At 39.3% G+C, this 20,139-nt stretch carries 22 protein-coding genes; 19 read left to right on the top strand and 3 right to left on the bottom strand.

What is annotated here, in order from left to right; genetic code table 11:
• Positions 1 to 2: 2 nt before the first annotated feature.
• The 3 genes from F0161_RS08575 to F0161_RS08565 form a co-directional block, all read right to left on the bottom strand.
• Complete coding sequence (locus F0161_RS08575) at positions 3 to 710, bottom strand: type 1 glutamine amidotransferase (RefSeq protein ID WP_137601162.1); 708 nt, start codon at positions 708 to 710, stop codon at positions 3 to 5.
• Positions 710 to 2,053 (bottom strand): Mur ligase family protein, encoded by a 1,344-nt coding sequence (locus F0161_RS08570; protein WP_150204310.1) that lies wholly within the window; start codon positions 2,051 to 2,053, stop codon positions 710 to 712. The genes F0161_RS08575 and F0161_RS08570 overlap by 1 nt, the downstream gene beginning before the upstream one ends.
• 97 nt (positions 2,054 to 2,150) lie before the next feature.
• Positions 2,151 to 2,573, bottom strand: a complete 423-nt coding sequence (locus F0161_RS08565; protein ID WP_170175889.1) for a MarR family winged helix-turn-helix transcriptional regulator — start codon at positions 2,571 to 2,573, stop codon at positions 2,151 to 2,153.
• Positions 2,574 to 2,722: 149 nt separating this feature from the next.
• Between F0161_RS08565 and F0161_RS08560 the strand changes: the two genes are divergently transcribed.
• From F0161_RS08560 to murA, 19 genes are all read left to right on the top strand, one after another.
• Positions 2,723 to 3,292 (top strand): thymidine kinase, encoded by a 570-nt coding sequence (locus F0161_RS08560; protein WP_137601159.1) that lies wholly within the window; start codon positions 2,723 to 2,725, stop codon positions 3,290 to 3,292.
• Positions 3,293 to 3,313: 21 nt separating this feature from the next.
• Complete coding sequence (gene prfA, locus F0161_RS08555) at positions 3,314 to 4,396, top strand: peptide chain release factor 1 (RefSeq protein ID WP_137601158.1); 1,083 nt, start codon at positions 3,314 to 3,316, stop codon at positions 4,394 to 4,396.
• A complete protein-coding gene (gene prmC, locus F0161_RS08550; RefSeq protein ID WP_174795631.1) occupies positions 4,389 to 5,246 on the top strand; it encodes a peptide chain release factor N(5)-glutamine methyltransferase in 858 nt (285 codons plus the stop codon). Before prfA ends, prmC begins: the two co-directional genes overlap by 8 nt.
• Before the next feature lie 5 nt (positions 5,247 to 5,251).
• Entirely contained in the window at positions 5,252 to 6,262 is a 1,011-nt protein-coding gene (locus tag F0161_RS08545) for an L-threonylcarbamoyladenylate synthase (RefSeq protein ID WP_150204309.1), read from the top strand.
• Positions 6,263 to 6,338: 76 nt separating this feature from the next.
• Positions 6,339 to 7,571, top strand: coding sequence for a serine hydroxymethyltransferase (gene glyA / locus F0161_RS08540; RefSeq protein ID WP_137601155.1), 1,233 nt, complete (start codon positions 6,339 to 6,341; stop codon positions 7,569 to 7,571).
• 75 nt (positions 7,572 to 7,646) lie between these two features.
• Positions 7,647 to 8,276, top strand: a complete 630-nt coding sequence (upp, locus tag F0161_RS08535; protein ID WP_137601154.1) for a uracil phosphoribosyltransferase — start codon at positions 7,647 to 7,649, stop codon at positions 8,274 to 8,276.
• A gap of 207 nt (positions 8,277 to 8,483) precedes the next feature.
• Positions 8,484 to 9,602 (top strand): YibE/F family protein, encoded by a 1,119-nt coding sequence (locus F0161_RS08530; protein WP_150204308.1) that lies wholly within the window; start codon positions 8,484 to 8,486, stop codon positions 9,600 to 9,602.
• A complete protein-coding gene (locus F0161_RS08525) occupies positions 9,599 to 10,363 on the top strand; it encodes a YibE/F family protein (RefSeq protein WP_150204307.1) in 765 nt (254 codons plus the stop codon). The genes F0161_RS08530 and F0161_RS08525 overlap by 4 nt, the downstream gene beginning before the upstream one ends.
• Before the next feature lie 149 nt (positions 10,364 to 10,512).
• A complete protein-coding gene (gene uraA / locus F0161_RS08520) occupies positions 10,513 to 11,790 on the top strand; it encodes a uracil permease (RefSeq protein WP_150204306.1) in 1,278 nt (425 codons plus the stop codon).
• 204 nt (positions 11,791 to 11,994) lie between these two features.
• Positions 11,995 to 12,711, top strand: coding sequence for a F0F1 ATP synthase subunit A (atpB, locus tag F0161_RS08515; protein ID WP_137602260.1), 717 nt, complete (start codon positions 11,995 to 11,997; stop codon positions 12,709 to 12,711).
• Positions 12,712 to 12,734: 23 nt separating this feature from the next.
• Positions 12,735 to 12,947: a F0F1 ATP synthase subunit C gene (atpE, locus tag F0161_RS08510; protein WP_137602261.1), complete on the top strand. Its 213-nt coding sequence runs from the start codon at positions 12,735 to 12,737 to the stop codon at positions 12,945 to 12,947.
• 35 nt (positions 12,948 to 12,982) lie between these two features.
• On the top strand, positions 12,983 to 13,495 hold the full coding sequence (atpF, locus tag F0161_RS08505) for a F0F1 ATP synthase subunit B (RefSeq protein WP_150204305.1): 513 nt from the start codon (positions 12,983 to 12,985) through the stop codon (positions 13,493 to 13,495).
• Entirely contained in the window at positions 13,495 to 14,037 is a 543-nt protein-coding gene (atpH, locus tag F0161_RS08500) for an ATP synthase F1 subunit delta (RefSeq protein ID WP_150204304.1), read from the top strand. The genes atpF and atpH overlap by 1 nt, the downstream gene beginning before the upstream one ends.
• Before the next feature lie 27 nt (positions 14,038 to 14,064).
• On the top strand, positions 14,065 to 15,585 hold the full coding sequence (atpA, locus tag F0161_RS08495) for a F0F1 ATP synthase subunit alpha (protein WP_150204303.1): 1,521 nt from the start codon (positions 14,065 to 14,067) through the stop codon (positions 15,583 to 15,585).
• Between the two features lie 32 nt (positions 15,586 to 15,617).
• Entirely contained in the window at positions 15,618 to 16,541 is a 924-nt protein-coding gene (locus tag F0161_RS08490; protein WP_137602265.1) for a F0F1 ATP synthase subunit gamma, read from the top strand.
• 26 nt (positions 16,542 to 16,567) lie between these two features.
• The gene (atpD, locus tag F0161_RS08485; protein WP_150204302.1) at positions 16,568 to 17,971 is read left to right on the top strand and encodes a F0F1 ATP synthase subunit beta; all 1,404 of its coding nucleotides are present in this window, start codon (positions 16,568 to 16,570) and stop codon (positions 17,969 to 17,971) included.
• A gap of 11 nt (positions 17,972 to 17,982) precedes the next feature.
• Positions 17,983 to 18,399 (top strand): F0F1 ATP synthase subunit epsilon, encoded by a 417-nt coding sequence (locus F0161_RS08480; protein WP_137602267.1) that lies wholly within the window; start codon positions 17,983 to 17,985, stop codon positions 18,397 to 18,399.
• Between the two features lie 146 nt (positions 18,400 to 18,545).
• Positions 18,546 to 18,776 carry a DUF1146 family protein gene (locus tag F0161_RS08475; protein ID WP_137602268.1) on the top strand — a complete coding sequence of 77 codons (231 nt, stop codon included), beginning with the start codon at positions 18,546 to 18,548 and terminating at the stop codon, positions 18,774 to 18,776.
• A 19-nt stretch (positions 18,777 to 18,795) separates the two neighbouring features.
• A complete protein-coding gene (gene murA, locus F0161_RS08470) occupies positions 18,796 to 20,106 on the top strand; it encodes a UDP-N-acetylglucosamine 1-carboxyvinyltransferase (RefSeq protein ID WP_137602269.1) in 1,311 nt (436 codons plus the stop codon).
• Positions 20,107 to 20,139 lie beyond the last annotated feature (33 nt).

Below are 20,139 nucleotides of genomic sequence, written 5' to 3'. Positions count from 1 at the left end.
ATTTAAAAAGTAGGTTGCACTTCGTATTGTTCTTGTGTCGTAAAATCAACATCTGGATATTTATTATGGAGCGCTTTTAAAATCATTCGTTTAGCTAGTAGCCCATTTCTCGTTAGGACTGGGCCGTGGAAGTATGAGCAATAGGTTTGTTTGTAAATGGCGCCTTCGCTATTGTCTTGATCGTTGTTACCATTGCCGGACACCACTGTTCCAAGTGGTTTTTCGCCGTCACCAAGGAAAGTCATGCCGTTATGGTTTTCAAAGCCGTGGTAGACTTCACCAGTGTCTTCACTTTTAATGGTAATGTCTCCGATAAAACGGTTGTTATTTTGATTCAGGGTGTAGTGATTTAAGACCCCAATTCCCGGGATTTTTTTGCCTTGAGCACTGAGATAATAGTGACCCAATAGTTGATAACCACCACAAATGGCTAACATGGGTTTGTCAGCTTCAATGAATTTTTGGATTTCAGCTTTTTTATTTTGGATATCTTTAGAAACGATGACTTGTTCATAATCTTGACCGCCACCAAAGAAGGCGAGGTCAAAGTCATCTGCGTGGAAGTCATTTTCCGTACTAATGACAGTCGTTTGAATCTCGGTATCCATTTGTTTTGCATAATATTGTAATGCCAAAATATTACCAACGTCGCCATAGGTATTTAATAGGTCACCATACAAATGTGCTAAATTCAAAACATATTTGGCCATTAAGCATCCATCCCTTCTTTAATCAATTTCTGATCAGCTAATTGTTTGCGAAGTTGCAATACCGCGGTATAAGTTGCTAGGACATAAACTTTTTTGGTGGGTAGCTCAGTGATTCGTTGAACAACATCTTTTAACTCGGGTTCAATAATTAAATTATCAACGCCAGCAACTTTTAGTCTGAATGTGATGTCTTTATATCGCTCTCCACCAGTGATGAATTGAGGAATATCGTGTTTTTTTAATTTTTCAAAGTTACCATCCCAAATCCAACTAGTATCAATCCCATCGGCGTAATTGGCGTTTAAGAGACCAACAAATGAAAATGCATCTTTATCTGACAAAATCATGTCAATTACTTGATTAAGTCCTACTGGGTTTTTAACCAAAATTAAGGTCACTTGCTTGTCTCCAACTTGAATAACTTCTTGTCGGCCAAAAACGCGACTATCATTTTCGAAAGCATTTTTAATTTGATCAGTGGAAATATCTAAGAAACGTCCCAAGGTATACGCTGCTAGCGCGTTGTAGATGTTATAGGTGCCACCAATTTGGATTGAATATGGCTTACCATCAATCTCAAAGGAAGAACTAGTGGGCGTTAATTCTGTTAAACGGGTGACTTGATTGGTTAATTCAGGTCGTTTGAATCCACAATTTGGACAGAAATAATCGCCTAAATTTCCGTAGGTGATAAAGCCATAATGTAAGATGTGATTACATTTGGGGCATAAAACGCTATCCGTATTAGCAGGAGCTTTAATGTCCCCAGCTGGTAAGTGGTTAAAACCGTAGTAGATAATTGGATTGGGCAGTGTTTGAGAATTAAAAATCATCGCATCACCATTAGCAATAATGGTTGCCTTAGGTGCGTTAGCAACACCATCCAAGATTTTTTGATATGTTGTGTACAATTCACCATAGCGGTCCATTTGATCACGGAACAAATTGGTGAAGACAAAGGCGATTGGAGTGATATGTTTGGTAACCTTAATCACGTTAGCTTCATCAACTTCTAACACAGCAATGGTTTTACCATTTTTGGATTTTTTAGCAGTTATGAATGTAGTCACAATACCTTGCTCCATGTTTGATCCGGTTGGATTGGTGACAACATTGTCAAAGCCTTCTTTTAATACTTTGACGCTTAGCGCAGTGGTTAATGTTTTACCATTGGTCCCAGTGACAATTACGACATCATAATCCTTACCAAATGCGCGTAAAATGTTGGGGTCCAGTGCGACCGTGATTTTACCGGGCAGTGAGCTACCACCATGAAAAAAATTGTGTAGCAACCAATAACTTGATTTACCGGCTGCGGCTGCAAATGAACTTCTAATCGACATTAAAAAATTTCCTCCAGTTATGAATTGTTGTGGTTAATCATAAACCGTATTGTTTTATTTGAAAATATTGGTATCTTAATTTACATAAACTTAATAATTAATTAGTTAAATTGGCAAAATGTTGATTCAGTGTGGCTCGAAAATTTTTTTCCGTGTCTGCACCTAATAAATCAGCGTAGGTCTGGTTCAAATCGTCCCAAACGTTTGCAATTGCCGGAATTAATTTGTGACCCGTGGGGGTTACGTTAATTTTAACGGACCGCCCATCCGACACACGGGTGATGAAACCTTGAACTTCCAGTTTATCCAAAAAGCGAGTAATTGTCGAGCGGTCTAGATATAGTTCATCAGCGATTTCAGAAGGATTAATTGCTGGATTATCAGCGATACACATTAGAACAAATGCCGAGGAGGATGAAAGGCCAATTTGTTTAAATTTAGTATCACCAATCTTAGCGATATAGCGGTTTAAGCGGGCACTAGCAAAGTAGAGACAGTCTGAAAATTGGGGTTGATTCATTGTATGTGTCACCTCCATCAATTGATTGTACATACAATTATAAATAAATATATAGACAAGTCAATTATATCAATCGTGACTTGTCTGTTCACAAAGGACGTTTTTTTCGGTATACTATTAAGGACTATGCAAGGAAAAGGTGATTCAAATTGGCACAATTATTCTTTAGGTATGGAGCGATGAACTCCGGTAAATCAATTGAAATTTTAAAAGTTGCTTATAACTACGAAGAACAAGGTAAGTCAGTTATTATGATGACTAGTGGACTGGATAATCGTGCTGGGGTTGGTAAAATTTCGAGTCGAATTGGTCTTGAACGCGAGGCACTACCAATTATGCAAGACACTAATATCTTTGATTACGTGCAGGAAACTAATCCGGATGCTGCTTGTGTATTGGTTGATGAAGCTCAGTTTCTCACCAAGGACCATATTTTACAATTGACCAAAGTGGTTGACGACTTGAATATTCCAGTGATGACGTTTGGCCTCAAAAATGATTTTCGAAATGAACTTTTTGAAGGTTCAAAGTACCTATTGATTTATGCAGATAAAATTGAAGAAATGAAAACTATCTGTTGGTTCTGCAAGAAAAAAGCCAGTTTTAATTTAAGAATGCATGATGGGAAACCTGTTTATGAAGGTGAGCAAGTCCAAATTGGTGGTAATGAAGCATATTATCCAGTTTGTCGCCGTCATTATTTCCATCCCACTGTTTAGAAACTTAGGAGAAGACATTTAATGAACGAAATATTTGATAAATTACAAGCGGTCGCCGACCGTTATGATGAAGTGAACGAACTTCTCAGTGATCCAGATGTGATTGCTGATACTGATCGGTTCATGGACCTTTCAAAGGAAGAGGGCAGTTTACGAGAAACTGTCGAAAAATATACTGCTTACAAAAAAGTGGTTCAACAAGTTAAGGATGACGAAGAGTTACTTCGTGAAAACCTCGATGATGAAATGGCTCAGTTAACTAAGGAAGAATTGACTGAATCTCGTGAAGAACAAGAAAATTTAGAAAATGAATTGAAAGTTTTACTGTTGCCTAAAGATCCTAACGATGATAAAAATATCATCATGGAAATCCACGGAGCAGCTGGTGGGGATGAAGCCAGTTTATTTGCTGCAGATTTATTTGAAATGTATTCTCGCTACGCGGAAAAACAAGGTTGGACGGTTGAAATTGTTGACCAAAGTCAAACTGAAGTTGGTGGTTTTAAAGAAATCGTCTTAATGATTAGTGGGGCTAGTGTGTATTCTAAACTGAAATACGAAAATGGCGCCCATCGTGTGCAACGAATTCCAACAACTGAATCGGCTGGCCGAATTCATACTTCAACAGCAACAGTTGGGGTAATGCCCGAAGCTGAAGATGTGGATATCGAACTTGAAGATAAGGATATTCGGACTGATGTCTATCGTTCATCTGGTGCTGGTGGTCAGCATATTAATAAGACTTCCTCTGCCGTTCGAATGACGCATTTACCTACTGGGATTGTCGTCGCTATGCAAGATCAACGTTCGCAACAACAAAACCGGGCCAAAGCTATGCAAATCTTAAAAGCTCGGGTTTATGATTACTATTCTCAAAAAGAAGAGAATGCCTATAATGAACAACGGAAGACTGCGGTTGGAACGGGGGATCGCTCTGAACGAATTCGGACGTATAATTATCCTCAAAATCGAGTGACCGATCATCGCATTGGGTTAACACTTAATAAGTTAGATCGCATTATGAGTGGTGAATTAGAAGACATTATTGATGCATTGATTATTGCTGATCAAGCAGAAAAAATGGAGCAGTTACGTGATGAATAATCCGACTTATCAAGAAGCCCTTAATTGGGCTTCTTCTTTTATCCAGACAAATCAAGATGTTGATCCAACCGCTCCTGAATATTTGTTAAGCATGGAACATGATTGGAATTCAACGCAAATTATTCTGCATCGGAACGATGTAATGATTGATTTTGAGTTTGAAATTTTTAAGGCGCAAGTTGAACGATTAATGCAAAACGAACCAGCTCAATATATCGTCGGTAGAGCACCATTTTATGGACGTACATTTACCGTTAATCAGAATGTGTTGATTCCCGAGAATGAAACCGAAGAACTGATTGAATGGGTTTTAAATGAACATTCAGAAGCACCGTTAAAAGTCCTTGATTTAGGGACTGGTAGTGGGGTAATTGGGATTACTTTGAAATTGGAACGACCAAATTGGTCCGTAGTTGCGAGTGACGTATCAGAGTCAGCTTTAGCGGTCGCCGAGTTGAATGCGGATGATTTAGGCGCAGATGTGTCATTTGTACATAGTGATTTGTTCACCGATTTAAACAACGAAAAATTTGATTTGATTGTGTCCAACCCACCATATATCGGGGATGATGAAAAAGCGGATATGGATAAGTCAGTGTTAGAGTACGTACCACATTTAGCACTCTTTGCCGATCATCAAGGGTTAGCAATTTACGAACGAATTTTTAGTGAATTGACATCACAATTGACACCTCATGGTGAGCTATTTGCTGAGACTGGTTATGGACAAGAAAAAGCAATGCAAGTTTTAACACATCGGATCTTACCAAAAGCAAAAATCCAAACTAAACACGATATCAACGACCAAATGCGGATGATTAAAATTTCAGATTTAAATGAAAGTGACTAATATTTATGGAAACTAAAATTTTTACAACAAATGAAATCAAACAGGCAGCAAAGTTAATTCAGGCAGGTGAACTAGTCGCTTTCCCAACGGAAACAGTTTATGGACTCGGCGCAGATGCAACCAATGAATCTGCCGTCAAGCAAGTTTATTTAGCCAAAGGGCGACCAAGTGACAATCCACTGATTGTTCACGTAGCCGATGTTGCGACGGTTGAAAAATATGCGCAGACTATTCCGGCAGCTGCCTACAAGCTCATGAAGCAGTTTTGGCCTGGATCGTTGACGATGATTTTTACATTAAAGCCAGGTGTGTTGTCGAAATCAGTCACTGGCGGCTTGGCTACAGCCGCTTTTAGATTTCCAGATAATGATGCAACTCGCAAATTAATTGAGCTAGCCGGCCGGCCAATTGTGGGCCCCTCAGCTAATACATCAGGGAAACCAAGCCCAACGACTGCGCAACACGTTTATCATGATTTAAACGGCAAAATTGCCGGGATTTTGGATGATGGAGAAACGAAGGTCGGCGTTGAATCGACTGTCATTGACATGTCGACCGCGATGCCTGTAATTTTGCGACCAGGTGCAGTCACTAAATCTCAAATTGAAGCAGTTATTGGATCAATTGAAAATAATCATCACCACGTGGGTGAAAAAGAAACGCCAAAGGCACCGGGGATGAAGTACACACATTATTCCCCCAAAGCGCAAGTTACGATTTTTGATCCGACGACTGATCTAACGCGTTTAAATGAGTGGCTTAATCAACAAACTCAGGCCATTGGATTGATGCTTAGTAATGATGTCAAAGCCAAGTTAACCCTAAATAAAAACATTGAAACCTATTCATTGGGTAATAATTTACAAGATGCTAGCCATGCATTATTTGCCGGATTACGATATTTTGATGAGCATTCTGAAATTAATACAATCTTGGTTCAAGCCTTTGAAAATCAAGGCTTAGGGACGGCTTATATGAACCGTTTAGAAAAATCTGCTGGTGGTTCGCACTTTTAATAGATAGTTTCACTCGAATATGGTGTATTATTTTAGTAAGTTGTAAATCTTACCGAAAAATAGGAGAGTGCGTGCGATGAACTATACAGAGAAAGATAACCAGTTATGGCAGTCAATTGCCCGTGAAGAAGTTCGACAAGAAGACACAATCGAATTGATTGCGTCAGAAAATATTGTTTCGGATGCTGTTCGTGAGGCTCAGGGAACTGTTTTAACTAACAAATATGCTGAAGGATATCCTGGCAAGCGCTACTATGGCGGTTGTCAATTTGTCGACCAAGTAGAACAATTAGCAATTGATCATGCCAAGGAATTATTTGGGGCAGAATATGTTAACGTTCAACCACACTCTGGTTCACAAGCAAATGCGGCGGTGTATCAAGCTCTCATCAAACCAGGAGACACAATTCTAGGGATGGGATTAGATTCAGGGGGTCACTTGACTCATGGGGCAGCGGTTAACTTTAGTGGTAAATTTTATAAATCCTATGGTTATGGACTGAACCCTGAAACAGAATTGTTAGATTATGATGCTATTTTGGCACAGGCAAAAGAAGTTCAACCACAAATTATTGTCGCCGGTGCATCTGCATATAGCCGAGTGATTGATTGGCAAAAATTCCGTGAAATTGCTGACGAAGTTGGCGCTTATTTAATGGTTGATATGGCTCATATTGCTGGGTTAGTTGCAACTGGTGCTCATCCAAGTCCAATTGGCATTGCGGATGTTGTCACAACCACGACTCATAAAACCTTACGAGGCCCTCGTGGTGGAATGATTTTGAGTCAAGAAAAATACGCTAAAAAATTAAATTCAGCTGTTTTCCCTGGTGGGCAAGGCGGCCCATTGGAGCACGTCATAGCTGGGAAAGCGCAAGCATTTTATGAAGCACTCCAACCTTCATTTACCACATATATTAATCAAGTCGTGACCAACGCCAATGCAATGGCAGAAGTATTTAATGCCAGTGATAACGTCCATGTTGTTTCAGGTGGAACGGACAATCATTTGTTTAATATTTCTTTAGTTGACACTGACGTGAATGGGAAGGAACTTCAAAACTTATTAGACAGTGTAAACATCACTACTAACAAAGAATCGATTCCAAATGAACCACTTAGTCCCTTTGTTACAAGTGGAATCCGTATCGGCAGTCCTGCGATTACAAGCCGCGGATTTAGCGAGGAAGATTCTAAAGAAGTAGCTAGATTAATCTTACGAGTTATCAATGAACATGATAATCAAGCCTCAATGGATGAAGTCGCCGCTCAGGTCAAAGAATTAACAAGAGCACATAAAGTAAATTAATTTCAGATTTTGCTACTGAACGGGCGCTATGTCTGGTACAATGGATATGGAATTTTTAGAAGGAGTGTATTAATTATGGGCAAATTTGAAGTACTGGATCATCCACTAATTCAACATAAATTAACATTAATTCGTGACAAGAACATGGGAACGAAAGACTTCCGTGAAACTGTTAACGAAATCTCTACTCTGATGGCATACGAAGTATCACGTGATATGCCGCTTGAAGATGTCGAAGTTGAAACACCAATCACCAAAACTACCCGCAAACAATTGGCTGGTAAAAAAGTCGCCGTTGTTCCAATTTTACGAGCAGGACTTGGAATGGTTGATGGAATTCTTGATTTAATTCCAGCAGCTAAAGTTGGTCACATCGGTATGTATCGCGATGAAGAAACTTTGAAGCCACATGAATATTTTGTTAAGTTGCCATCTGATATTGATCAACGCCAATTATTTGTTGTTGATCCAATGTTAGCTACTGGTGGTTCAGCAATCATGGCCATCGATGCTTTGAAAAAACGTGGAGCATCTTCCATGAAGTTTGTTTGTCTTGTTGCTGCTCCTCAAGGAGTGAAAGCTTTACAAGAAGCACATCCTGATATTGATATTTATACTGCCTCACTTGATGATTCATTGAATGAAAATGGCTACATCGTTCCTGGTTTGGGCGATGCAGGTGATCGTTTGTTTGGTACAAAATAATAAGAGTTTAATGGAGTCGTGATAAAACTAACGTTTTGTTCACTGGCTCCATTTTTTGATATAGACTATTTTTAGAATTAGTGTCATAAGTCAAATTAGTCCTCACAATTTGTACGCTGATTTCACGCTTTTATTTTTATACAAATCTTTTGATTCATAGATAAATCGGTAGGGTACAATTAGGGTTGATGACGTAGGAGGAGTTTCATGAACTCGATAAAACGATGGTGGACGAAGAAAAAAATAATAACGTTTTTAATTTTGGTATTGATTGGCATTGTCTCAATGCTTTTTGTGACGCATAATCAAATGCTTTATCACGACACAATTGCTAAAGTTACAACAGTTCAAACTGACAAACCACAAAAACAAGTTGATACTTTCCAAAACGTGGATCATTTGACGGACCAGAAGTTGCATTTGGTGCTGATGAATGGTGATAAAAAAGGTCAAGCCTTGACTATTACAAATCAGTATTCGGATTCTCAAGCCACTGATCAAAAGTATAAGGTGGGGGATCAGATATTTGTCAAATTGCACACGTACGATGGCAAACTCGGGGGTACGATTAAAGGATTTAAACGTGATTCAGTTTTAGTTTTCTTAGCCTGGTTAGTGGTCTGCTTGTTAGTCATGTCGATGGCATTTAAGGGTGCAATGGCGCTATTTAGTGTCTTGCTCAACGCCACGTTGTTCCTGTTCGCGGTGAAACTGGATTTAAAATGGCAAGGAAACCACGTCATGCTCATTTTCGGCGTCTTAGCGGTCATCTTTTCAGTGTTAACCCTATTACTGGTGTTGGGGCCAAGTAAGCGAATGCTGGCGACTTTAGGGGCGACAGTGCTAGGAACTAGTATCTCAATGCTGATTAGCCTAGCCATTTTTGCTTTAACTCAAGAAAAGGGCATGTTTTATGAATCAATGGAATACGTGACACAAGTTCCACGTCCCTTATTTTTAGCCGAAACATTATTGGGATCACTTGGGGCAGTCATGGATGAGTCCACAGATATCGTGGCCACGTTATTTGAACTAAAAAGTATTGATCCTAAGGTTAGCCGAGGGCAACTATTTTTATCTGGTCGTAAAGTTGGTCAATCAATTATGGGACCGTTAGTTAACGTGTTATTTTTAATTTTCATGACTGATACTTTTATTTCTGCATTGCTCTATATAAAAAACGGTAATTCTTGGGGCTATACCTTCGCCATGAATATGAGCTTAGGTACAGTTCAAAGCTTAATTAGTGGGATTGGCATAGTGTTGGCAATCCCGGTTGCTAGTGGCCTGGCAGCATTGCTATTAGGAAGAAGGCGAGCGGCATGACAACTATTACAGCGTTGGGATTAACTTTACTAATTTTAATGGTGATAATTGGTGGTAAACAAGGATGGAAAGCTTTTATGAGTTTAGTCCTAAATTTTGGCTTGTTATTTTTTGCCGTGATTTTGATTGCCTTCCATGTGCCACCAATGTTTGTGACAGTCAGCGTCGGTATCGTGATTTTAGCGATTACTATTTTTATGGGTGATGATGATTTATTAACTTCGCAAACTGCTTTTTATGCATCATTAATTGTGATGGCGATTTTATTGATTATAATTGTGCCAGTTGAACACTGGGCGATGGTGCAAGGCTTTGGAGCTGAAGACTCTGATGCGCTTGAAGGGATGTCTTTGTATATTGGCATGGACTTTTTAAAAATTTCTGTGACAACGACTATTTTGAGTACATTAGGGGCGATTGCAGAAGCTTCAATTGCCATTTCAGCTGGTTTGTCGGAAGTACTAGAACAACACCCAGATTTGAGTAATTCAAGCTTGATGGCCAACGGAATGTCCATCGGAGAGTCCATTTTAGGAACGACGTTCAATACCTTGTTTTTTGGATTCTTTGGAGGCTTTTTAGCACTATTTATTTGGTTTATGGGTTTGAATTATTCGTTTGGTGAAATTATGAATAACAAAATTTTTGTGTCCGAATTAATTATGATTTTTGTCTCCTTTATCGGAGTAATTATCACAATTCCGTTAACAACGTTAGTGATGACACGACAACGACATAAAAAGTTCGTTGACAACGAATAAAGATATCTATATCATAGATGACAATATTAAGAGTCCTTTTAAAGTAGTCCCGTGAGGCTACTAAGGGAGACAGTGGAATATGTATAATCCTTGTTGCCTTTAAACCTTCGCGGGTTTGAAGGCTTTTTGAATTTTAAGGAGGATTTACTGTGGATAAGAAGCAAGTAGTATTAGATATTCAGGATCGTCCCAAGCTAGGACAATGGTTTGGGTTATCCATCCAGCACATGTTCTCCATGTTTGGCTCAACGGTTTTAGTTCCGATTTTAGTTGGTTTAAATCCAGGAATTGCATTGTTTAGTTCTGGCATCGGAACTTTGATGTACATTCTGATTACGAAAGGCAAAATTCCCGCTTATATGGGTTCCAGTTTTTCGTTTATTGTCCCAATGCTCGCGCTCATGAAAGCAGCTGGTTATCCTGCAATTGCCCAAGGAACCGTTGCCGTAGGGTTGGTGTATTTGATTGTCGCTATTATTGTCAATTTCTTTGGATCAGATTGGATTGATAAAGTATTACCTCCAATTATCGTGGGACCAATTGTGATGGTAATTGGATTGTCACTAGCTAGTACCGCTGCTAAAGATGCAACCCTAAATGCCGCCGGTAAGTATGATATTAAATTATTTATTGTTGCCATGATTACTTTATTGGTCACTATCGGATTTAATATGTATCTCAAAGGCTTCCTTGGCTTAATTCCAATTTTATTAGGAATTGTTTTTGGGTATATCGTGGCCGTTATTTTTGGATTAGTAGATTTCACTCCTGTTATGAAAGCTAATTGGTTCCAACTGCCTAATTTTCAAATTCCATTTGTTTCCTACAAGCCAGAATTTTATTGGGGTGCGATTTTGAGTATGGCACCGATTGCGTTTGTCACAATGACTGAACATTTAGGCCATATTATGGTGCTTAACCAATTAACCGGACGAAACTTTTTTAGAGATCCAGGCCTAAACAAGACACTGGCAGGGGACGGAACAGCCTCAATTATTGCCGGTTTTGTTGGTGGTCCACCAGTGACGAGTTATGGTGAAAATATTGGCGTTTTGGCAATCACGAAGGTTCATAGTATCTACGTACTGGGTGGGGCAGCGTTCTTTGCGATTGTCTTCAGTTTTGTCGGTAAACTGAGTGCCTTAATTGAATCTATTCCAAGTCCAGTAATTGGTGGAATTTCATTCTTATTATTTGGAGTGATTGCTTCTAGTGGATTACGAGTTTTAATTGATAAAAAAGTTGATTTTGATAAGAAAAGAAATTTGATGATTGGATCAACGATTTTGGTGATTGGTATAGGTAATGCTTACCTCCAATTAGGTCAATATCAGTTCTCTGGGCTCGCAGTTGCCGCGGTTTTGGGGATTATCTTAAATTTAGTCCTACCTGAGGATGCCGCTAGCGAAAAACAAAACATAGGGTAAACCTTGTTATAATGCATAACGAGACACATTGGTCGAGATGTACTGAATTTATTAAATAACTTTGAATTTTACCTCAAATGGTGGTAATATCGTTTTATATATTTTGAGCTGTCAAATAATGTAACATTGATAGAATCTTCAAGCTGTCAACTCACTATATAGGAACCAAAATTAATCGTTATAAGGAAAAGAGGTGGAATGTACATGGGTGGTGATGCTTATACCTTTAAGCTGTTCGGCCTCATGTTCAACTGGACTAATATCCTTTCTGGACTTGCAGTATTCGTGATTGTTTTCTTTTTGTTGTTCGGGCTATCTCGAAAATTAACTTTGAAACCAACTGGTGGTCAAAATGCACTAGAATGGTTTGTTGATTTTACAAATGGAATTGTTCGCGGACAAATGCCAGCAGAATATGCACCAAGGTATAGTTTCTTAGGATTTTTCTTGTTCATTTTTATATTTGTCTCAAACCAATTTGGATTGATACTTCAATTCGGTTGGGGTGGACACGAGCTATTGCGAAGCCCAACGGCAGATCCAGTCATTACGATGACGCTGTCGTTCTCAATTATGGTGCTTACACATCTTGTTGGGGTGGCACAAAATGGTTTTCTTAAATATCTGAAAGGGTATGTTAAACCAGTGGCTTTTTTGCTACCAATCAATCTTTTTGAAGAATTTGGTAACTTCTTAACACTAGGTCTTCGTCTCTTTGGTAATATCTATGCAGGTGAATTGCTACTTAAAATGATTGCAGGTCTTGCCTTACCAGATGGCCATTTATCACTTGGTGTGATTTATGCTTTACCATTATCAGTTATTTGGCAAGGATTCTCAGTCTTTATCGGTGCAATTCAAGCATACGTCTTTGTAACATTAACGTCGGTTTATATTTCTCACAAAGTTGCTGAGGAATAACACATTTTAAGGAGGATTTAACAATGGGAGCAATTGCTGCAGGAATCGCTGCGATGGGTGCCGCTATCGGTGCCGGTGTTGGTAACGGTCTTGTTATCGGAAACACAATTTCAGGAATGTCACGCCAACCAGAATTATCTGGTCGTCTTCAAGGAACTATGTTCTTAGGAGTAGGTTTGATTGAAGCTATGCCTATCTTGGCTATCGTTATTGCCTTTATGGTTATGAACAAGTAATAATTTTTTATATTATATAAAGGAGGTAACGATAGATGTTTGCACAAAGCGTTTTAGCTGAATCGAATAGCTTGTACGTCGGCGATATGATTTTTTATCTAGTTTCATTAGTAATTCTAATGTTGTTAGTTAAGAAATTCGCCTGGGGTCCAATCACCAAGATGATGCAAGACCGTGCTGACAAAATTGCTAATGATATCGACAGTGCTGAATCATCACGTAATGAAGCAAGTAAACTTGCTGAACAACGTGAATCAGAACTTCAAAACTCTCGTTCAGAAGCAGCTACAATTGTAGCTAATGCTAAGCAAAGTGGTGAAAGCCAACGGACGCAAATCATTACGTCAGCACAAATTGAGGCACAAGCACTGAAAGAAAATGCTCAACAAGATGCTGAACAAGCTCGTGAAGATGCATTGAAGAGTGCTAAAGACGACGTTGCAAACTTGTCTATTGAAATTGCTTCTAAAATCATTCACAAAGAACTTAGTGCTGGTGATCAAAAGGCATTGATTGATTCTTATATTGAAGGGTTGGGTAAAGAATAATGAGTCTTGATAAGATGACAATTGCAAAACGTTATGCAAAAGCATTGTTTGAATTAGTCGTTGAACAAGATCAACTTGACGCAACGCTTGAAGAATTAACGCAATTGCGTGAAGTCTTTAAAGCTAATGATGGTTTAACATCTGTCTTAACAGGTGCTGAATTATCACTTCAAGAAAAGCAGTCATTAATTCAGGCTTTGACACATGGAGCTTCTCCATATGTTACTAACTTGATTCAGATGGTTTTTGATTACGGCCGCATGAATGAAATGGTCGCAATTATTGATGAGTTTGAGCGACGTTATGATTCAAAAATTGGAAGAGTTCACGCAGAAGTAGTTTCTGCTGTTGAACTTGACGATTCACAAACGGAAAAATTAACTAGCCAGCTTGCTTCACGTGTTCATGCGAAGGAAGTTGTCGTTAGTAAACGTATCGACGATTCAATTATTGGTGGGGTAATCGTCCGTACCGATAAAGAAATCTTGGACGGCAGTATTAGTTCAAGAATCGAAAAAGTTCGTCGTTTATTACTGAAATAACATTTAATTTAAAGAGGTGAGACTTTTATGAGCATTAAGGCTGAGGAAATCAGTTCACTCATCAAACAACAATTGGCTAATTACCAAGAACAATTATCTGTTGAAGAAACAGGTACTGTTACGTATGTTGGTGATGGTATCGCCCGTGCTCACGGGTTAGATAATGCAATGGCTGGTGAGTTGCTCGAATTTGACAATGGCGTGTTTGGAATGGTTCAAAACCTCGAAAGCAACGATGTTGGTATCGTTGTTTTAGGTGATTTTACTGGTATTCGTGAAGGTAACAGTGTTAAGCGTACTGGCCGAATCATGGAAGTTCCTGTTGGTGATGCATTATTAGGTCGTGTCGTTGATCCTTTGGGTCGCCCAATCGACGGAAATGGTGAAATCAAAACCGACAAGACTCGTCCTGTTGAAAGAAAAGCACCAGGAGTTATGCAACGTAAGAGTGTCTTCGAACCATTACAAACAGGTATCAAAGTTATTGATGCCCTTGTTCCTATTGGTCGTGGTCAACGTGAGTTGATTATCGGAGACCGTAAGACTGGTAAAACATCAATCGCGATGGATGCAATCATTAACCAAAAAGGTCAAGATATGATTTGTATTTATGTCGCAATTGGACAAAAAGAATCAACTGTTCGTGGCCAAGTAGAAACACTACGTAAGTATGGTGCAATGGATTATACAATCGTTGTTTCAGCCGGACCTTCTGATCCAGCTCCACTATTGTATATTGCTCCTTATACTGGAGCCGCAATGGGTGAGGAATTTATGTTTAATGGCAAGCATGTCTTAATTGTCTATGATGATTTGACAAAGCAAGCCGATGCATATCGTGAATTATCATTGATTCTTCGTCGTCCTCCAGGGCGTGAAGCTTATCCTGGTGATATTTTCTATACTCATTCACGTTTGCTTGAACGTGCCGCTAAGTTGTCAGATGAATTGGGTGGAGGTTCAATGACCGCTCTTCCAATCATTCAAACACAAGCCGGTGACGTTTCTGCTTATATTCCAACGAACGTTATTTCCATCACTGATGGTCAAATTTTCTTGGATTCAGACTTATTCTATGCCGGGACTCGTCCTGCCATTGATGCCGGAACTTCAGTTTCACGTGTTGGTGGGGATGCCCAAATTAAGGCTATGAAGAAGGTTTCAGGGACTCTTCGTTTGGACTTAGCTTCATATACTGAATTAGCTTCGTTTGCTCAGTTCGGTTCAGATTTGGATGAAGCAACACAATCTAAATTGAATCGTGGTGCCCGAACTGTTGAAGTTTTGAAACAAGGACTTCACCAACCGGAAACTGTTGAACAACAAGTTGTTACATTGTTTGCTTTGAGTAAAGGATTTATCGATGCAATTGAAATCGAAGATATCCAACGTTACGAAAGTGAATTATTCAGTTATATGACTGGAAACCATCAAGAAATCCTTGATGAAATTACAAGCACTTCTAAACTACCTGAAGGCGACGGATTCTATAATGCAATTAAAGAATTCTCAGATCAATTCCAAGGTAGCAAACAAGTTGCAAAATAGGACTAACCAGTAAGAAAGGACGGTGAGATTAAGTGCCTGCATCACTAGCAATCGTTAAACGTAAAATCGTTTCAACCAAAAATACTCGACAAATTACTTCGGCGATGCAAATGGTTTCAACTTCAAAGTTGAACCAAATTCAACACCACACAGCTACATATCAAGTGTACGCTGCTAAAGTAGAGTCAGTTATAGCGCATCTTGCACAATCTCATGCTTTCGGTTCTTCATCTGCTGGTCAATCTTCTACAGTTTCTCCACTATTAACTCAACGTCCAGTTAAAAAGACTGGCATTTTGGTAATTACTTCAGATCGTGGATTAGTTGGTAGTTACAACAGCAACGTGATTAAATCAACGTTGGACTTCATGAAAGAACATGAATTAGATGCTAACAATAGTGTATTCTTAACCATTGGTAACACGGGGACAGAATTTTTCACTAAGCGTCAAATGAATGTAGCTTATGAATATACTGGTGTTAACGACGTTCCAAAGTTTGAAGAAGTAAGGGAAATTGTCAAAACGGTAACTGAAATGTACAGTAACGAAGTATACGATCAGTTGTATGTGGTTCATAGCCACTACGTCAATCGGATTTCTTCTGAAGTACAAGTTTCACAGATGCTACCGATTTCTGAAGAAACACTTGGTGACATTGTCGATGCAAAAGAAGCTGAGAATGCTGATCAAGTGAGTCCAGCTTATGATTTTGAACCTTCGGAAGATGATATTTTCTCAGTTGTGTTACCACAATATGCTGAGAGTAAAGTTTACGGAGCAATTTTGGATGCGAAAACATCTGAACACGCCTCAAGTTCTAACGCGATGCGTGCTGCTTCTGATAATGCCGCGGATGTTATTAGTTCCCTTGAACTGAAATATAACCGTGCTCGTCAAGCAGCTATTACCACCGAAATTACTGAAATTGTTGGTGGCCAAGTAGCACTTGAATAAATCTAAAAATAGGAGGAAACAACAAAATGAGTTCTGGTAAAGTTGCACAAGTTATCGGACCTGTCGTTGACGTTGAATTCCCCTTAGACAACAGTTTACCTGATATTAATACTGCGCTTGACATTAAGTTAGCTGATGGAAATACTTTAACAGTCGAAGTTGCCCTTGAATTGGGTGATGGAATTGTTAGAACAATTGCCATGGACGCAACTGATGGCTTACAACGTGGTATGGACGTCGAAAATACTGAACAATCAATTAGTGTTCCAGTTGGAGACGATACCTTAGGTCGAATGTTTAATGTCTTAGGAAATACAATTGATGGCGGTGCGGAATTTGGTCCCGATGCTGAACGTAATCCTATCCATCGTGATGCTCCTGAATATGACGAATTGAACAATGCTACGGAAGTTTTGGAAACTGGTATCAAGGTTATTGATTTACTAGCTCCTTACGTTCGTGGTGGTAAAATTGGTTTGTTTGGTGGTGCCGGTGTTGGTAAGACTGTTCTAATTCAGGAACTAATTCATAATATCGCACAGGGACACAATGGTATCTCTGTATTCACCGGTGTTGGTGAACGTACCCGTGAAGGTAACGATATGTATTACGAAATGAAAGAGTCGGGTGTTCTTGAAAAAACTGCCATGGTCTATGGTCAGATGAACGAGCCACCTGGGGCACGTATGCGCGTTGCCTTGACTGGTTTAACAATTGCGGAATATTTCCGTGATGTTAAAGGTCAAGACGTGCTATTGTTTATTGATAATATTTTCCGGTTTACTCAAGCTGGTTCAGAAGTTTCTGCCTTGCTTGGACGGATTCCGTCAGCCGTTGGTTATCAACCTACATTAGCTACTGAAATGGGTCAGTTACAAGAACGGATTACATCAACGAAGAAAGGTTCAATTACGTCTATTCAAGCCGTATATGTGCCTGCCGATGATTATACCGATCCTGCTCCTGCAACTACTTTCGCCCATTTGGACGCCACAACTAACTTGGAACGTGCCTTGACTCAACAAGGTATCTATCCAGCCGTTGATCCTTTGGCTTCAACTTCAACTGCCTTGACTCCAGAAATTGTGGGTCAAGAACATTATGATGTTGCCACTGAAGTTCAACATACACTTCAACGCTACCATGAATTACAAGATATTATCTCAATTCTTGGTATGGATGAACTTTCGGATGAAGAAAAAACGATTGTTGCTCGTGCACGGCGGATTCAATTCTTCCTTTCACAAAGTTTTAGTGTTGCTGAACAATTTACTGGCCTTCCTGGTGCTTATGTTTCACTTAAAGACACAGTTAGTGGATTTAAGGAAATTCTTGATGGTAAACATGATGATTTACCTGAAGAAGCATTCCGTTTGGTTGGTACTATCGATGATGCAATTGCAAAATCAAAAAAATTGCAAACTAACTAGGGGGAATTCAAATGGCTGATCATACAGTAGAAGTCACCATTGTTACTCCCGATGGAAGTGTGTACGACCGTGATGACGCGACAATGGTAATTGTCAAAACAGGCGGTGGTGAAATGGGTATTTTAGCTAGCCATCAACCATTCGTAGCAACATTAGAAATTGATGCTGTTCGAATTCAAACTGGTGATAAGGAAGATCAAGTCGCTGTTTGTGGTGGTTTCATTGAATTTTCTGGTAATTTAGCTACAATCGTGGCTGATAGTGCAGAAACGTCCAAAGAAATTGATATTGAACGGGCACAAAATGCCAAGAGTCGTGCGGAAGAACACATCAAACATGCTCACGAGGTTCACGATGCAGATGAACTTTCGCGTGCTGAAGTTGCGTTGAAACGTGCGGTTAACCGTTTAAATATTTCTGGCAAATAATCATTTAAATAATAAGATTAAACTCGATGTCAATTGAGTTTAATCTTATTTTTTTACAAAAAAGTCACAATTTAAGCTTTGTTTAAGAACAGACAGAAGCTCATAGTTTATGGTATTATTGAAGACGATAATTGAAGGGGTACGTCATGAAATTAGTTGGAATCGAAGCCTTAATTAGTTTAGTTGTACAGTTTAGTTTTATTTGGCTCGCCTTCAAATCAATTCAAGGTCTACATATTGAACGGTTGTTTCGAGAAATGCCAAAAACACTGCCGTTGCTAATTGTGTTGCTATCTATTGCAATTGGATACACCAGTGCCACTTTTTTTATGTCATTTTTCGATTCAATTCGTAATCTCATTTATATTGTGAAGTAATTTCGTCGGAGGAATTATCATGGAAAAAATCATTGTTAAAGGTGGCAACAAGCTTTCAGGTACTGTAACAATTGAAGGTGCCAAAAACGCTGTATTACCGATTCAAGCCGCATCAATTTTGGCGTCACAAGGCGTGGTTGAATTGAGTAATGTGCCAATTTTGTCCGATGTATTTACGATGAATAGTGTTCTAGAATTTTTGAATATTAAACTCGATTTTAATCAAGATGAAAAAACCCTAGTACTAGATGCATCAGGAGATATCTCATATCAAGCACCGTTTGAATATGTTTCAAAGATGCGTGCGTCAATCGTCGTTATGGGACCGTTGTTGGCTCGTTGTGGTCACGCTAAGGTTGCCTTACCAGGCGGCTGTGCAATTGGCTCACGACCAATTGATTTACATTTAAAGGGCTTGCAAGCTCTAGGTGCTAAAATTGAACAACACGATGGCTATATCGAAGCCTTTGCTGATCAATTAGTTGGTGACCGGATTTATTTAGATTTTCCTAGTGTTGGTGCGACTCAAAACATTATGATGGCAGCCACGTTGGCTCAAGGAATTACCGTGATTGAAAATGCGGCCCGCGAACCTGAAATCGTTGATTTAGCCAATATCCTTAATAAAATGGGTGCTCGCGTTCATGGTGCCGGAACCGAAGAAATCAGAATTGAAGGAGTTACCTTCCTACATGGTTGCGAACATGCAGTTGTTCAAGACCGCATTGAAGCTGGTACGTTTATGGTAGCCGCTGCCGTTACTAACGGTGATATTTTAGTTCAAGATGCAATTGCGGAACATAACTTGCCACTAATCTCTAAGCTCAAGGAAATGGGAGTGACAGTGGTTGAACAAGACAACGGGATTCGCGTCATTGGGACCTCTGTTTTACTACCGGCTAATGTGACCACAATGCCACATCCAGGATATCCAACCGACTTACAACCACAAATATCCGTTTTACAACTATTAGCTAATGGAGTTTCGACATTGAATGAAACCGTCTTTGAAAATCGGTTCATGCATTTAGATGAACTACGTCGAATGAATGCTAGTGTGACAATTCAAGGATCAACAGCGGTCTTAAACGGGCCTGCTAAGCTTAATGGAGCAGAAGTGGAAGCTACCGACTTGCGGGCTGCTGCCGCACTCGTTTTAGCTGGACTGGCTGCAGAAGGCTACACTCAAGTAACCAACTTAAAATATTTAGATCGTGGATATTACCGTTTCCACGAAAAATTACATGCCTTAGGTGCTGACATTAAACGTGTTGAAGACGTGGACAATGTAACTATTAACGTAAATTCAGCTTTAAAGCCTGAAAAATAACAGAACAAATATGATATAATATCGACGTATAAT

Origin of the sequence: Paucilactobacillus nenjiangensis, from assembly GCF_008632615.1 — a bacterium.
Lineage (GTDB): Bacteria > Bacillota > Bacilli > Lactobacillales > Lactobacillaceae > Paucilactobacillus > Paucilactobacillus nenjiangensis.
The sequence above is the reverse complement of the archived record's forward strand: the minus strand, read 5'-3'. Positions and strand labels throughout refer to the sequence as shown.

Bases quoted from the DNA above. Each gene is read 5' to 3' on its own strand.
- upp (WP_137601154.1), top strand. From the start codon at position 7,647: ATGGGCAAATTTGAAGTACTGGATCATCCACTAATTCAACATAAATTA.
- prmC (WP_174795631.1), top strand. From the start codon at position 4,389: ATGAATAATCCGACTTATCAAGAAGCCCTTAATTGGGCTTCTTCTTTT.
- F0161_RS08565 (WP_170175889.1), bottom strand. From the start codon at position 2,573: ATGAATCAACCCCAATTTTCAGACTGTCTCTACTTTGCTAGTGCCCGC.
- atpF (WP_150204305.1), top strand. From the start codon at position 12,983: ATGTTTGCACAAAGCGTTTTAGCTGAATCGAATAGCTTGTACGTCGGC.
- atpB (WP_137602260.1), top strand. From the start codon at position 11,995: ATGGGTGGTGATGCTTATACCTTTAAGCTGTTCGGCCTCATGTTCAAC.
- F0161_RS08525 (WP_150204307.1), top strand. From the start codon at position 9,599: ATGACAACTATTACAGCGTTGGGATTAACTTTACTAATTTTAATGGTG.
- prfA (WP_137601158.1), top strand. From the start codon at position 3,314: ATGAACGAAATATTTGATAAATTACAAGCGGTCGCCGACCGTTATGAT.
- atpE (WP_137602261.1), top strand. From the start codon at position 12,735: ATGGGAGCAATTGCTGCAGGAATCGCTGCGATGGGTGCCGCTATCGGT.
- atpH (WP_150204304.1), top strand. From the start codon at position 13,495: ATGAGTCTTGATAAGATGACAATTGCAAAACGTTATGCAAAAGCATTG.
- F0161_RS08570 (WP_150204310.1), bottom strand. From the start codon at position 2,053: ATGTCGATTAGAAGTTCATTTGCAGCCGCAGCCGGTAAATCAAGTTAT.
- F0161_RS08545 (WP_150204309.1), top strand. From the start codon at position 5,252: ATGGAAACTAAAATTTTTACAACAAATGAAATCAAACAGGCAGCAAAG.
- murA (WP_137602269.1), top strand. From the start codon at position 18,796: ATGGAAAAAATCATTGTTAAAGGTGGCAACAAGCTTTCAGGTACTGTA.
- F0161_RS08530 (WP_150204308.1), top strand. From the start codon at position 8,484: ATGAACTCGATAAAACGATGGTGGACGAAGAAAAAAATAATAACGTTT.
- F0161_RS08475 (WP_137602268.1), top strand. From the start codon at position 18,546: ATGAAATTAGTTGGAATCGAAGCCTTAATTAGTTTAGTTGTACAGTTT.
- atpA (WP_150204303.1), top strand. From the start codon at position 14,065: ATGAGCATTAAGGCTGAGGAAATCAGTTCACTCATCAAACAACAATTG.
- atpD (WP_150204302.1), top strand. From the start codon at position 16,568: ATGAGTTCTGGTAAAGTTGCACAAGTTATCGGACCTGTCGTTGACGTT.
- F0161_RS08480 (WP_137602267.1), top strand. From the start codon at position 17,983: ATGGCTGATCATACAGTAGAAGTCACCATTGTTACTCCCGATGGAAGT.
- glyA (WP_137601155.1), top strand. From the start codon at position 6,339: ATGAACTATACAGAGAAAGATAACCAGTTATGGCAGTCAATTGCCCGT.
- F0161_RS08575 (WP_137601162.1), bottom strand. From the start codon at position 710: ATGGCCAAATATGTTTTGAATTTAGCACATTTGTATGGTGACCTATTA.